General features: G+C 41.6%; 13 protein-coding genes, 1 tRNA gene and 1 pseudogene. 2 read left to right on the forward strand and 13 right to left on the reverse strand.

Annotation, left to right across the window (positions count from 1 at the left end; genetic code table 11):
- Window positions 1-163 precede the first annotated feature (163 nt).
- The 6 genes from era to P0108_RS03850 form a co-directional block, all read right to left on the reverse strand.
- Window positions 164-1,225, reverse strand: a complete 1,062-nt coding sequence (era, locus tag P0108_RS03825) for a GTPase Era (protein WP_004108744.1) — start codon at window positions 1,223-1,225, stop codon at window positions 164-166.
- A gap of 22 nt (window positions 1,226-1,247) precedes the next feature.
- Entirely contained in the window at window positions 1,248-2,747 is a 1,500-nt protein-coding gene (locus tag P0108_RS03830) for a hemolysin family protein (protein ID WP_004108742.1), read from the reverse strand.
- Window positions 2,748-2,767: 20 nt separating this feature from the next.
- Window positions 2,768-3,328 carry an rRNA maturation RNase YbeY gene (gene ybeY, locus P0108_RS03835; protein WP_012914233.1) on the reverse strand — a complete coding sequence of 187 codons (561 nt, stop codon included), beginning with the start codon at window positions 3,326-3,328 and terminating at the stop codon, window positions 2,768-2,770.
- 3 nt (window positions 3,329-3,331) lie between these two features.
- Complete coding sequence (locus tag P0108_RS03840; RefSeq protein ID WP_012914234.1) at window positions 3,332-4,525, reverse strand: PhoH family protein; 1,194 nt, start codon at window positions 4,523-4,525, stop codon at window positions 3,332-3,334.
- A gap of 3 nt (window positions 4,526-4,528) precedes the next feature.
- Window positions 4,529-4,891 carry a histidine triad nucleotide-binding protein gene (locus tag P0108_RS03845; protein ID WP_004108733.1) on the reverse strand — a complete coding sequence of 121 codons (363 nt, stop codon included), beginning with the start codon at window positions 4,889-4,891 and terminating at the stop codon, window positions 4,529-4,531.
- Between the two features lie 112 nt (window positions 4,892-5,003).
- Window positions 5,004-5,801 (reverse strand): 16S rRNA (uracil(1498)-N(3))-methyltransferase, encoded by a 798-nt coding sequence (locus tag P0108_RS03850; protein WP_004108731.1) that lies wholly within the window; start codon window positions 5,799-5,801, stop codon window positions 5,004-5,006.
- 94 nt (window positions 5,802-5,895) lie between these two features.
- Here P0108_RS03850 and P0108_RS03855 point away from each other — a divergent pair, with 94 nt between their 5' ends.
- A complete protein-coding gene (locus P0108_RS03855; protein WP_473730757.1) occupies window positions 5,896-6,972 on the forward strand; it encodes a succinate dehydrogenase/fumarate reductase iron-sulfur subunit in 1,077 nt (358 codons plus the stop codon).
- Window position 6,973: 1 nt separating this feature from the next.
- Here the strand turns inward: P0108_RS03855 and P0108_RS03860 are convergent, their stop codons facing one another.
- The 5 genes and pseudogenes from P0108_RS03860 to P0108_RS03880 form a co-directional block, all read right to left on the reverse strand.
- On the reverse strand, window positions 6,974-7,774 hold the full coding sequence (locus P0108_RS03860; protein ID WP_473730758.1) for an LOG family protein: 801 nt from the start codon (window positions 7,772-7,774) through the stop codon (window positions 6,974-6,976).
- Window positions 7,775-7,846: 72 nt separating this feature from the next.
- Window positions 7,847-9,085 (reverse strand): annotated as a pseudogene (locus P0108_RS03865) (Na+/H+ antiporter NhaA); the annotation flags it as partial.
- Window positions 9,086-9,264: 179 nt separating this feature from the next.
- A tRNA-Arg gene (locus P0108_RS03870) sits at window positions 9,265-9,338 on the reverse strand.
- 153 nt (window positions 9,339-9,491) lie between these two features.
- Window positions 9,492-10,166 (reverse strand): ATP-dependent Clp protease proteolytic subunit, encoded by a 675-nt coding sequence (locus P0108_RS03875; protein ID WP_004106323.1) that lies wholly within the window; start codon window positions 10,164-10,166, stop codon window positions 9,492-9,494.
- Between the two features lie 2 nt (window positions 10,167-10,168).
- Window positions 10,169-10,780, reverse strand: coding sequence for an ATP-dependent Clp protease proteolytic subunit (locus tag P0108_RS03880; RefSeq protein ID WP_004108703.1), 612 nt, complete (start codon window positions 10,778-10,780; stop codon window positions 10,169-10,171).
- 214 nt (window positions 10,781-10,994) lie between these two features.
- Between P0108_RS03880 and P0108_RS03885 the strand changes: the two genes are divergently transcribed.
- Entirely contained in the window at window positions 10,995-11,888 is an 894-nt protein-coding gene (locus P0108_RS03885) for a hypothetical protein (RefSeq protein WP_116440450.1), read from the forward strand.
- Window positions 11,889-12,024: 136 nt separating this feature from the next.
- Here the strand turns inward: P0108_RS03885 and P0108_RS03890 are convergent, their stop codons facing one another.
- Window positions 12,025-13,422: a chloride channel protein gene (locus P0108_RS03890; protein WP_473730759.1), complete on the reverse strand. Its 1,398-nt coding sequence runs from the start codon at window positions 13,420-13,422 to the stop codon at window positions 12,025-12,027.
- 149 nt (window positions 13,423-13,571) lie between these two features.
- Window positions 13,572-14,921 carry a trigger factor gene (gene tig, locus P0108_RS03895; protein WP_473730760.1) on the reverse strand — a complete coding sequence of 450 codons (1,350 nt, stop codon included), beginning with the start codon at window positions 14,919-14,921 and terminating at the stop codon, window positions 13,572-13,574.
- Window positions 14,922-14,959 lie beyond the last annotated feature (38 nt).

The raw sequence follows: 14,959 nt of genomic DNA on the forward strand, positions 1-14,959 counted from the left end.
AACTAAGTGCATATCGCAAAACCGCGGCTTAACTTGTTTTATTCAACTTGCTCGCCGCGGTTTTGCATTAATTTACGACAATTTTGTGCAAACACATTAGGCTTAAGGCACAATAAAATTAAGTAATTGTCCAATAATATCGAAATAAGCAAAATATGCTCTACTAGAACCCTAAACGCTCAAGCTTCTTAGGGTCGCTCTGCCATCCTTTTGCAACTTTCACGTGCAATTCAAGCACAGCTTTTGTTCCAGTAATACGATTTACCGCCGTGCGCAAACGCTTCTTTACGCGCACTAAATGCTCCGCACGATGACCAATAATAATCGGCTTTTGAGAATCACGCTCAACATAAACAGATACAAGCACATGCGCTTTGTTGTCTTCGTATTGAGTATCTTCGCCATCCCCCGGATACACAATATCGTCAACTACAACAGCTAAAGAATGAGGCAACTCGTCGTCCAACTCTTCCAAAAATGCGCCGCGAATAAGCTCCGAAATCATGCTTTCTGTGCTTTCCTCACTAAGCTGATCCGCCGGATACATTTGCGGACCTTCCGGCAAGTTTTGAATCAAAACATTCTTAACTTCGTCAACATTGTCACGTTCCAACGCACTCACAGGCACAATATCCGTAAAATCAGCAAACTGCTGAATTTGAAGCAAATGCGTAACTAACTCACTGCGACTAAGCGTATCGATTTTCGTAACAATACCGATAAGCGGAACTTTCCAAGTCCAATTGCCCTTCTCATCTTTTTTAGCAAAATCAGAGCGAAGACGGCTTAAAATTCGCCTATCTCCTGGTCCTATTTCCTGGTCTGCTGGGAGCAAAAATGCAATCGCGTCAACATCTGCAAGCGACTCGTCAACAATATCGTTCAAACGCTGACCAAGAAGCGTACGAGGACGGTGAATACCAGGAGTATCAACCAACACCATTTGTGCATTATCGGTAGTAACAATCCCTCGAATAGCCTTACGCGTAGTTTCCGGACGAGAAGACGCAATAGCAATTTGCGTACCAATAAGAGCATTCATAAGCGTAGACTTACCAACGTTTGGTCTACCAACTACAGCTACGAAACCGGAACGATAACCGTGAAAATCAGGAGTAGAAATCGTTGCGCAAGTTGAAGCGTCTAGATTTGCAAACATCTCGTCGTCAAAGTCATCAGTGTCATCGAAGTCATCAGTATCGTCAAAGTTGTTAATATTATTCACGTTATTCTTACCGTCCAGTTCTTTATTTCAGCATATTCGTTTGTTTCATAGTACTAGCTTGCTTCAAAGCATTGGTTTGTTTGCTTTCAGCAGATTTTTCGGAAGAGCTAATGTCATTTTGATTATCCTTAGACTCTTCCAAAACTTGCGCATCTCGTTCTACTAAAATAGTAGATACTTTCTTTCGCCTACCAGCTGAATCTACAGCAGTTAATTTTAGTCCTCTTGTAATAGCACTGGAACCAACAATCGGCACATTACCAATCAACTTCGTAAGCAAACCAAACACAGTATCCACATCGTCTTCGTCAATATGAACTTCAAAAATATCTTCCAAATCTGCGATTGACGTTCGAGCAGGCATCTTCCACACGCCGTCACGTATTTCTTCCGGATCTGCATGCTGAGTGCGATCGTGCTCATCTTCCAACTCGCCAACAATTTGCTCAATAGCATCCTCAATAGTAACCAAACCAGCAATTCCACCATATTCGTCAACCACTACTGCCACATGCTGGCGAATTCGCTGCATTTCGTGGAATAAATCGTCAACCGGCTTCGACTCAGGAACAAGCATAGGGTCTCGGCTAATTGTTTCAACTGCTCTAGAAGATGCTGCAGGATTAAACACAGTAGCGCGTACAGCATCCTTCAAATAAGCAACACCTACTAAATCATCTACAGAATCTCCAATGACGGGAACTCGAGAAAATCCTGAGCGAGAGCATAATTTAAGGAAATTTTCCAGCGTTTCGTCGCTTTTTACGCAAATCATATCGGTTCTAGGTACCATTATTTCGCGAGTCAAAGTATCTGAAAGCGTGAGCACATTGCGCATCATTTCCGAAACTTCCGGATCGAAATCATTCGCTTCAACAAGTCGGTCAATACTAGCCTTTGCTTGATCCAGCTGAATATCTTCCAAAGCTTCATCATCTGACGGATCAACATGCTTTTTCCTAGAAGTGACGTCAACATCGCTAGCAATATGCACTAAAGGATTAATCGCAATAGCAATAGACACAATGCGAGAAAGCCGCATCAACTTTGCTACAGGTTGAGCCGCACCAACCGAACGTGGGCGAACAAGAATAGAAATCACAGCTACAACTACTGAAACAACAACACCAATAATAAGAGTTACCCATAAAGGCGAGCCGAAAAATGCAGCTAAAGAAGCAAACAAAACTCCATCTAAAACGTTACATAGCACACGCACAAAAGCGCATGCTCCAGAAGTTGTATAACGGTCAGCAATCAGTTTTTTTACACGATGGATTCTAGCAATTCGACGCATACGCACTATGGCACTAGTTTCATCATCATGCGTTTGCGCTTCAATCATAAGATTATTTAAGCTTGCACGAGTAACTCTAGGCACTGCACCTTCTGCAGCAGCCATCGCAAGCGAAAGCCATACAAGCAGCATTGCCAGCACAAGCAATGCGGCTAAACCAATCCAGACATGCAACGGCAATTGCGGAACTGATATGCTAGAAAATATTCGTTTAATATATTCCATAATTATGCTCTTAATGCGCTTTAATGCTGTTTTTTATTTTTATTTTTGACGCTACTCGCTTCATGCTCAGCATCGTAACGCTCAAGCTCGTTTATTGCACCTTCCGGCAACGTAGCATCATACAATTCTCCAGATCGAGCAGCGAAAAAAGTAAGCATTAGTTGACGTTGCAAACCAAACATTTGCTTTTCTTCTTCCGGAGTAGTGTGATCATAGCCAAGCAAATGCAAAATACCGTGAATAGTTAGCAACAACATTTCTTCCATAGTACTGTGCCCAGCTGCGAGCGCCTGCTGTTGAGCAACCCACGGGCAAATCACCAAGTCTCCAAGCATTCCTTCAGAAACTTTTTCATCGCTTCCAGGAGTAAGCTCGTCCATTGGAAAACTCATAACATCCGTTGGGCCTTCTAGGTTCATCCAACGTTCATGCAAACAGGCAATTGGCTCTGGATCAACAAAAGTAATCGATAAATCCGAATGCGTACTTACTTTCATTTGTTGAAGAACCCACATTCCAAGATCTGAGAAGATTTTAGCGTCAATATTCCACACTGTTTCATTCATGACTTCAATGCTCATGATTTATCTGTTATTCCTCTCAGTAGATTCTTTAGTACGTTCACGTTTTTTATGTTCAAGCATTGCATCGTAATTTTCGTATGCTTCCACAATACGACCAACCAAAGCATGACGCACAACGTCTTCTGCTTGCAAATGCACAAAAGCAATATCTTTAACTTCGCCCAAAATCTTCTCAATAGAAACAAGACCAGAACGCACAACTGCTAAATCAACCTGCGTACTATCTCCTGTAATCACCATGGTTGTATTAAAACCGAGTCGAGTTAGGAACATTTTTAATTGCTGAACAGTCGCATTTTGCGCTTCATCAAGAATAACAAAAGCATCGTTTAATGTGCGACCTCGCATATAAGCAAGAGGAGCAACTTCAACAACATTCTCGTCAAGATAGCGTTTTAGTTGTGCAGATCCAAGCATATCAGAAAGCGCATCATAGAGTGGACGCAAATATGGATCAACTTTATCGTTTAAAGTGCCAGGCAAGAATCCTAAGTTTTCGCCAGCTTCAACAGCAGGACGAGTAAGAACAATTCTGCGGACTCTTCCATCTTCCAATGCACGAACAGCTTTAGCAACTGCTAAATACGTTTTTCCAGTGCCAGCAGGACCAATTCCAAACGTTACAATATTGCAATCCATTGCTTGCACGTACGCCGTTTGACCAGCAGTTTTTGCGCGAACAGGATTTCCTCCAGCAAACGTAATCACGCCTTTACTCATTCGAGCTCTTCTGCTCATAGCACGGCGATGCGCTTCTTCACTAGAAGGCAACAGCTCACTTGAATCTCTTGAAAACTCATTTTCAGCGCGCGAAACAGAATTATTAATTGCATACGACGAAGAAATAATACTATTCCCAAGCACTCCACCATCATGACCGATACGGTTTATACGCACATTGTGTTCATCGTTATGCAAAATATCACGCTCAAGCATGCGTCTTACTTCGTACGCATCCATAGGTTGCTCGTAAGCTGCATCAATCATGCGCCTAAACGCATACTCAGCTTTAGCTGCATCTTCATCTGCTCTAGCTGAACGAGCAACAATTTGAACATCTTTGCCTCGCACAGTAATATCTGCTTCTGGAAAAGCATGTTCTACTTCACGCAAACCAGCATCTGCAGCACCTAAAACTGCAACCGAGCTTAATTCGCTAGGAATTTGCACAAAACGCGTAGTACTTTTCGTCACGGTTTACAAGCTACCTTCTACAAGTTTTTCGCCAGTCAATACATGAGCATGAACATGAAACACTGTTTGACCAGCATCAATACCAGTATTAAATACGAGTCGATAATCACCGTTGAATTCATCATCAGCAATTTTTTGCGCAACACCAGCAATATGAGCCAAAGTTTCAGGAGCCTTACTAGCAAGCTCAGCAACATTCTTATAGTGATTGCGCGGCACAATCAGCACATGCACTTTTGCTTGCGGATTAATATCTTTAAAAGCAACTACCGAATCGTCTTCATAAACTCTGCTGCTTGGTATTTCTCCAGCAACAATTTTACAAAAAATGCAATCAGCATCAGTATTGTAAGTGATACCACTCATGGTTTCTCCCCTATTTGTTACTAAATGAAATCAATGCCTTAAACCAAAAGCAATCGACATGCTTCTTACTATTTTACACAATTATGAGCACTTTTAGATACGATTTATGCGATTATTCGTAACGTCCTAAAGCGCGCGAAAGAAGAGAAAGAGCTACAGGTCCTGCAGTAGATGCGCGAAGAATATTACTGCCTAAAACGCAGCTTTTAGCACCAGCATCAATAAACATTGACACTTCGTCATCACTAATACCACCTTCTGGCCCAACTAAAACGTAAACAGTGCGCTCTTTACCATCCTCCAAACAGCGCTCGCTAAGAGTATTTACTGCTTGTTCTATTTGATTCCAGCAATCAGTTGCGTCTTGATGCAATACAATTACGAGATTTCCGTAAACGCACGCACGCCTACATATTGCCACTATTTGCTTGCTTGAAACACATTCTTGAAGTTCAGGCATCCATGCGCGACGAGATTGCTCTGTAGCAGACTGTAAAACTTGGCTCCAACGCTTATCTGTGCGACCAGGTTTCCACTTTGCAATTGAACGATCCGCGCACCAAGGGATTACTTCATCCACGCCAATTTGCGTAGCCATATCAATTGCTTGCTCATCGTGCCCTGTTTTTGCCAAAGCTTGAACAAGTGCAAGTCTAGTCATTCGCGGAGCTTCCCTAGTAAACGCTTCTACACGAACTAAGCCATTTTCAACATCCGTCACCTTTGCATGAATGCGCAAGCCTTTGCCGTCAGAAAGTTGCAAAGCATCGCCTTCTAATAGTCGCATGGCAGATATAGCGTGACGTTTTACTTGCGATGGAAGCGTAATCGTCCACCCTTCTTCGATTCCTTCTGCAAGCACAGGAGCATTATCGTGATCAGTATCAAGCAAAAATAAAGCGTCAGTCATAGTTCAAGCCTAACGTGAGGATGCGCCAAGTACTAAAAAATGTTTCTGTGCAAGTATTGTGGCAAACTAGAACAGTACGTATTGGAGGTTTGCAATGAGTAATGAGCTTGGTGATAACACTGCGCTTGTTACTTTGCGTATTTCACGCTTTACTCCATTTAATAAATCTGAAGATGATTCAAACAGTAAACAGACAGGGCGCAAGCGCAGAGAAAGTCCTTTTGCACGTAGAAAGCGCAGTAATCCTTTCGCAAAACTAGATTCTTCAGAAAATAACATAAATAATTCTTCCGAATCTAGTGAATCCAGTGAATCTTCCGAATCTTACGAATCTTCTCCAAAACGAATTCAAGGTAAGCATTGGGTTCAAGATTACAGTTTACGCGTTCATTCTACTGACACTATTCTTGACTGTTTACTAGCTATTAAACGCACAATCGACCCAACTTTAGCTTTCCGCTACTCGTGCGGTCACGGCGTTTGCGGTTCTGACGCTGCAAACGTAAATGGCATGCCAACCTTACTATGCAGTGCAACTATTGGCGCAAACGCACGTCCTGAAAGCACAAATAGCGTGCAATCTCGAGGCTTTAGAAAAACTGGCACTACTAGCAGCTCCGCACAGTCGACAAAATCGCCAACTTTACAGCAAAAATCTAAAGAAACTACCACTTTGCAAAATGGCACTTTTGGTGTTATTGAACTTGCTCCACTTTCAGGATTTGCAGTTCAGCGAGATCTTATTTGCGATATTTCGCCTATGATTTCGCAAATAAAACGCTTAGAACCTTATTTGCAAGCATCTAACGTTTCTACGAGAAATACTGAAGGGAAACTCCAGCTTATTGAGTTTTTGCAACATCCTGAGGAACTTAAAAAATTTGAGCTTTTGAGCAATTGCATTATGTGCGGTGCTTGCGAAGGAATTTGCCCAATTTATGCAGGCGGAGAAGCCTTTATTGGACCTGCAGCATTGGTTAACGCGGCTCGTTTTATTTATGATTCCAGAGACAACGCAACAGAGCATCGCCTTGATCTAATAGACAGCAGCGACGGTATTAGCGCATGCCAGTCAGTTAGAGCATGTTCAAGACAGTGCCCTCGCGGAATTGATATTGGCGAAGAAATTTGGCAGCTTACAACGCTTGTAAACGAGCGCAAGAACTCTTAGATTATTCAATTCCAGATGCTATTCGCACCGCCTCTATTGGGTCGTCTGTGACAGCAAATAAGTGCAGATCTAATGAAGAAATAAAACCTCGTTGAATTACTGTAGACTTCAGCCAGTCAATCAAACCATTCCAATACGAAGTACCGAAAAGAACAACAGGCACGCGCGCAACTTTATGCGTTTGCACTAGAGTCAAAGCTTCAAACATTTCATCCATCGTGCCAAAACCGCCAGGGCACACAATAATTCCAGAAGAATACTTCATAAACATTGTTTTACGCACGAAAAAATACCGAAATTGCATGCCAAGATTAATCCACTTATTCAAACCCTGCTCATGAGGAAGCTCAATCCCCAATCCTACAGACGTACCACCAGCTTCTGCAGCTCCACGGTTTGCAGCTTCCATAATTCCAGGACCGCCACCTGTAATAACAGCAAAACCACGTTTTGCAAGCTCTGAACCCATAGTACGAGCTAAAGAATACTCAGGATCATCTTCTTTTATTCGAGCAGAACCAAAAATACTAACAGCTTTACCTAACGATGCGAGCGCGTCAAAACCATCAACAAACTCAGCTTGAATACGAAGCGCACGCCACGGATCCGCGCTACGCCAATCCCATTTCTTATCTACTTCTACACCAACTCCAGAAACAAGCTGCTGATTGTTATCGTTACGAAGAAGCGTTTCTGTAGTGCTCTCCTTAGGAATCATAGAACCGCGCATTACAACAGAACCACGATGATACGTGTTATTCCAAGGTGGAACATCTACTGAAAAATCTTTACTATTAGACATGACTTCTCCTAGAAATTTACTTTCAAATATGTTGAAAATAATAATTAAAAACTATTCTTCAACCTCATCTAATTCTTCTTCCATATGCTTTGCTTGCATAGAAAGTAAGAAGCCAGAAACTCCTGCAGCAACAATAGAAGCAACAAGAACGCCAAAACGTGCTTCAGCAGACAAATCTGCGTCAGAATACGCAAGAGAAGCAATAAGAAGAGAAACAGTGAAACCAATTCCACACGCACATGCTGTAGGCATTAAGTCTACTACGCGAAGACCATCAGGAACTTTCAAACCTAGAACACGCTTTGATATCCAAGCAGTTACCATAATTCCAACAGGTTTACCAATAACAAGAGCAATAGTGATAGCAATCAAAATTGGCGAGAAGAACAACTCCCAAGTCAATGTTTCAAAATGCACTCCTGTAGCGAAAAGAGCGAAAATTGGAAGAGCCAGTAGCGCAGAAACAGGCTGAATTTTTTCGCGATAGCGTTCAGCACGAAGCGTTTTTTCGCCATGAACTAAATGCGCAGGAGTTAGCAAACCAACCATCACTCCAGCTAAAGTTGGATGCACGCCAGCTTCATACATCATAACCCAAGCCATAATTCCTACTATTGCAACCAACGGCCATGGGACGCGCTTCAAACGCACTAAAGTAGTCCAAATCAAACCGCAAGCAATTACTCCAGCAAACCAATACCACGCGTTAAGAGATGAGAAGAACACAGCAATAAGTGCTATTCCAAGCAAATCGTCTACTGTAGCAAGAGTCATAAGAAATGCACGCAAAGCGTGTGGCAAAGTTTTTGCAAATAAAGCAAGAACAGCAAGAGAGAAAGCTATATCTGTTGCCGTAGGTATTGCCCACCCGTCACGAACCATATCAAGCGAAGGTAAAGCACCAGAAGTAAGACGCATAATCTCCTGCCCGGCATGCAATTCAGAAAATACAGTTACTGTAGCAACAAACAGTAAAGGAGGCACAATCATTCCGCCAACAGCACAAATCATTGGCATTGCAGCTGCTCGAGGATCAGAAAGCGAACCAGCAATAAGTTCGTGTTTTAAATCTAAGCCAACTGACAGGAAGAAAATAGTGAGCACGCCGTCTTGCACCCAGTGACCAATTGACATGTGTATATTCGTCCACGGAATGCCTACATGAGTATGCGATACGGCTTCAAATATTGGCGCGGTTAAAGGAATGTTTGCAAGCAATAGGCCGGTAAGAGCAAAACCAAGCATAATTAATCCAGAAATTCGCTCATTATTTGCAATATTGCAAGCTATTCTCCAACTGCGTCGTATCATATTGTAAATATTTCCTCCACTAAATGCATTTATAGCGTTTATACGTTTATATAACGTTTATAACGTTTTATAGTGCAAAATATGTGATTCGCACTTTTAAGTATAACCGAGAGGCATAAACCGAGCGAGTTGCATACGAATTAAAAAAAACGCGGAGCAAAAGCTTCGCGTTTTGTTTGTGCGCCAGACAGGATTCGAACCTGCAACCTTCTGATCCGTAGTCAGATGCTCTAATCCGTTGGGCTACTGGCGCATGTTTCCAGCCTCAAGAACCATGTCCTTGTTTCCGGCAACTTGACTAATATACAACCATCCGCACTAAAACACAAACCCCGGCGTGTCGACCGGGGTTTGTTGTTAAGGAATGCAAGAATTGATAAATTCTCGCTAAGTTGTAAAGATTGAATTATGCTCTGCGCTCAAGCACTTCGTCAACCATTCCATAAGCTTTAGCTTCTGGAGCAGTCAAAATAGTATCCACTTCAATATCTTTACGGATGCGCTCAATATCTTGACCAGTATGCTTTGCAAGAGTTGATTCTAACCAAGAACGCAAACGCAACATTTCCTTAGCTTGAAGCTCAATTTCAGTAGCTTTACCAAAATCTTGACCCATTGCAGGCTGATGAATAAGCACACGCGCATTCGGCAAAATCATGCGTTTACCAGCAGCTCCAGCAGCAAGAATAATAGCAGCAGCAGAAGCAGCCTGACCTAAGCAAACAGTTTGAACATCTGGATTAATGTATTGCATTGTGTCATAAATCGCAGTCATAGCAGTCATCGAACCGCCAGGTGAATTAATGTACATCATCACATCGCGATCAGAATCCATGCTCTCTAAAACAAGCAACTGAGCCATAATGTCATCAGCAGAAGTGTCATCTACTTGCACACCCATGAAAATAATGCGATCTTCAAACAGCTTAGTGTAAGGATCTTGCGTTTTCATGCCGTATGGAGTTTGCTCGCCAAATTGAGGCAACACGTAACGATTAGTAATGCGCTGGGCAGAAGTGACACCGCCAAAACCAGCTAAACGCTCAGCACGCGCAACAAACTTTGCTTCTTCACTTGCCATAATTACTCCTCACCGCGCATAGAAGCAGGAGTGGTCACAATCTTATCTACGAAACCATACTCCAAAGCTTGCTGAGCTGTAAACCAGTGATCATATTCGTTATCTCGGTAAATCTCCTCTACCGTATGACCAGTCTGCTTTGCAGTCAATTCAGAAAGCGTTTTTTTCATATCCATAATAAGCTCTGCGTTAATTCGCACATCCGTAGCAGTGCCACCGACACCGCCAGAAGGTTGATGCATAAGCACACGAGCATGTGAGGTAATATAACGCTTACCAGGAGTGCCAGAACTAAGCAAGAACTGACCCATAGATGCAGCCATGCCAACAGCAATAGTCGCAACATCTGGCTCAATTAATTGCATAGTATCGTAAATTGCCATACCAGCAGTAATTGAACCTCCAGGCGAATTAATATACAGCCAAATATCCTTCTTAGGGTCTTCCGCAGCAAGCATTAACATTTGTGCGCAAATAACATTGGCATTCTCGTCTTTTACTTCAGATCCCAACCAAATAATGCGATCTTTTAGCAATCGATTAAAAATAGAATCAGTTGATGTAGACGCTTCAGCCTGTTCCATCACAGGAGAAGCTGTAAAAAGCTCAGTCACTATATCTCCTTGTTACCACGTAATTATTTCTACACTACCTTGTGCGCATGACCACATAGAAAATATTGCGAATATGATTTGAATTGAATGTTTTACACCAAATTTCTAGAATTTTATTCATATCAACAGATGTAATTTTTACTTATTATCCTACACTAGTATGCATTATTGAGTATATTTTTATCGGATTATCAATTCATTATAAGGAGTAATTATGGATTCTAACCAATTGCCAGATAACAACTACTCGCCTGCTCCGATGCCAAATAACGAGTATCCAAATAATGGTTACCAAAATAATACATACCCAAATAATGTAAATCCAAATAACGGATACCCAAACAATGGTTATGAAAACAATGAGTATCAAAACAACGTATACCCAAATAACGGATACCAGAACAACAATTACCCTAATAATGTAAATCTAAATAATGGTTACCCAAACAATGGTTATGAAAACAATGAGTATCAAAACAACGTATACCCAAATAACGGATACCAGAACAACAATTACCCTAATAATGTAAATCTAAATAATGGTTACCAACCAAACGTATATCAGAATAATCAACAACCAGTCAACAACTATCCTGCAAACGCTTATCCAAATGCAACAAATACAAGTGCTCATAAGTCAAAATACACTTGGCTTATTGTTGTCATAGTAGTAGCAATAGTTGCAGTAGGTGGCTACGTAATTTCAAAACCACATTACAATTCAACTAATCTTAAGCCACATTACAATTGCTCTGCACCTAAAAGCGCAAATATTGAAGAATACGTACATTGCCATTCAGAAGAAGCTAAAAAACTCACTAATGGATTTAATGATGCCACTAGCAGCTCACCATTCAACATAACGTTTGCCACTAAAGGTGATCAGCTCAATATAAATGCAAAGTTCAAAAAGCACCTATCTGATTTAGAAATTACAGCGTTAAAGACTGGAATGCAAACATACGGCGATAGCCTCTCGAACTTGATGCCACAATCAGCATCGGATGAAATGAAAGAAAAAATTATTGCACCAGTGCGCATACATTTCTCCTTCTCAAACGATGATGGAACTTTTATTGCAGATAAAGAATTCAGTTTTAATAATTAATTAAAAAATAACTAAAATAACCAACATAACTAAAAAAATATTTACTAATAACAAATGCGCCTTTGCTAATACTGAACTAGCATAGGCGCATTTATTTTGCATATATTGTATTTTCCATACTAAAAAAATTTAAACATTATTTGCGGCTAAAAATTTTTGGTATCATCGTTATGCTTCTAGATACAGCACAAGAAACAACCATTGGAATAATCATAATCATAGGCAAATTCACTAATTGTGCTACCAAAAAAAGCGCAAACCACAATGACTTTCGACTTGCAGTTAGCAGACTTGCAGCACCAAAAATAGCAGCTATTACCAATATTTTGGGCTGACTTGATAACATGCCACCAACAACTGGAATGTTCATACTTATAAAACCTATAATCAGCCCTACGCAAGCTCCAGACGACATACTCGGCTGAAGCACACCACCACTTGCGCCAGCTCGAAGAGTGCAACTTGTTAAAATTATTTTTGCAACAACCAGTAGAAGCAAAGTTACCAAAGAGTTTTTGTCAATTGCAATACTTGTTTTTGCAATGTTATATGCGTATTGCGCTAAAGCTCGACCATTGCCCATAATGGCTGGATTCCATGATGCAACTAATCCTGTTACTAAGCCCATTAATGGCAAAAAATATAAAATTTGGTAATTGTGAGCACACTGAGAGCGAGCCCAATGAATCATCTTATGGAAAAGAGTGCCAACAATACCGCAAGCAATGCCAACTATAATTGCAAGCAGCAACGCAGTCGTGTTGACAATATGGATGTCATCAAGACTTGACAAACAATAGTAAGGCTCATACCCAAGCACAAAAATAGTAGTCAATGATGCAATTTCACTTATACATAACGCAATAGCAAAAATACTAAATTTTTGTATAAGCCAATACCATTTCGAACGCTTTAAAGAAGATTTCGAGTCATGAGAAAAACGTGGAATTGCAACCAAACCTAGCACCATAATCGCACCCGCTATTGGAGCGCGATAAACTCCAGCTAAACCAGCACCAGCAGCACTTGCAACCAAAACGCGAGCTTGAAATTCACTGACTCGAATAAAGCAGAGTAACTTCTGAGTAAGCATTGCAGCCAATTCTCGAGGCGCAACTTCCCTACCTAAACTTGCGCCAGAAGCAACTATAAAAATTTGTAAACATACATGGATAATCGTCGTATTAAATGGCATTGATTGACCACGAACAGCATGAGCTATATCGACAATACGATTAGAAGATTTTGTCCATAACCACATCCAAATAATTGCAGCAACAGACATCACAATTAATACAACAGCAACGTAGTGGAATACTGGCAATCCAACTGGCGAAGGTTTAAGAGCAGATTCTGAAAATCCGAACATTACGTTTTGCACAGCATGTAGTAACAGAGTTAATAATATTGCACCAACCCCAGCCATAACTGCAACAAAAAAAGCAATAAGACTTAATCGTAAACATGTAAAAACATAGTTCAAACACTTACTAGGTTTTTTACTGCCTACTATTTGCAAATTGCGTTTTTCCATTAGCAGCAGCCTTCCTTATGTTATTTGTTTTTCATTTTATTTGTTTTTCACTTTTTTTAAAGTATAACAACAACACAAAAACCCAGAGCAAAAGCCCTGGGTTTTTAGCGAATATGAGAAAGTATAAACTTTTTCTTGTTTGAAAAATACTACTTAGAAAGTTCGTCAGCAACTTCTGCAGCAGCAGAAGTTGCCTTCACGCTTTCGTCTTCGTCATCATCCTCAGACAAGAATGCACTCAAGTCAAGAGCTTCTCCGCCAGAAACGAACTTTACAGCACGCATACCAGCAAGCAAGCCCTTAGAGCGAGCAACTTCCTGTACAGCAGAACCAAGCTGACCGTTGTTAACGATTGCGTTAATGAACTGGTTTGGATCCATGCCGTACTGCTGAGCAACAGAAACCAAGAAGTTGGTGACATCAGCCTGGGAAACAGTCACATCCATCTGTTCAGCTAAAGCGTCAAGAACTATTTGGTCGCGAAGTTCCTTCTCAGCAGCCTGCTGCGCTTCGTCCTTCTGCTTCTTGGTAGCTTTTTCAGGATCAGGGGTCATGCCCTTCAAATGCTCTGAAACAGCCTTATCCAAAACACCCTTTGGTACAGGAATTTCAACTTCTTCTTGAAGCTTAACAAGGAATGCGTCACGGGCATTAGTTGCCTGACGACCTTCAGCAGCCTGCTCGCAAGCCTTGCGAATATCTGCCTTCAAATCCTTCAAAGTATCAAACTCGGAAGCTTCCTGAGCAAAATCATCATCAAGCTCTGGCAATTCCTGAGTCTTTACGGAATTAACCTTAACCTTGATTTGAGCCTTCTCGCCCTTATGCTTGCCGGACTCGAGAGTACCTTCAAAGGTGGTTTCTTCGCCGGCAGAAAGGCTATCCAAAGCCTCATCCAAACCGTCAAGCAACACACCGGAACCGATTTCGTAGCTTACGCCCTCTTGTGCATCAACTACTTCGTCATCGATACGAGCTTCCAAATCAATGTTAGTGTAATCACCCTTAGCTGCAGGACGGTCAACACCAACCAAAGTAGCAAAACGCTGACGGAGACTTTCCAAGCGCTCCTTGACATCCTTGTCGGAAACCTTTGGCTTCTCAACTTCAATCTCAACGCCCTTGAACTTGTTCAACTTGAAATCTGGACGACGCTCAACTGTTGCTACAAACTTAAGACTTGCATCTGCATCAGTCGACGTTGGAACTTCCTGAACGTCAAATTCTGGCTGATCCATTGGGCGAATCTTCTTTTCTTCCAAAGCCTTGGAATAAAGCTCTGGTACAGCGGAATTTACGGCTTCGCCGGCAACAGCTGCGAAACCGACGCGCTGATCTACAATCTTGCCTGGCACATGTCCCTTACGGAAACCTGGCACGTTAATTTGCTTAGCAATCTCCTTACGAGCTTCTTCCAAGAATGGCTTGAAGTCTTCGAGATCTGCGGTAATGGTGAGCTTAACTTTAGTTGGCTCAAGATTCCTGACGCTGATTTTCACGCTTGCGCTCCTGAAATTACGTTTTTTCTAGCTTCTGC

The sequence above is a fragment of the Gardnerella sp. c10Ua_244 genome, assembly GCF_055818055.1.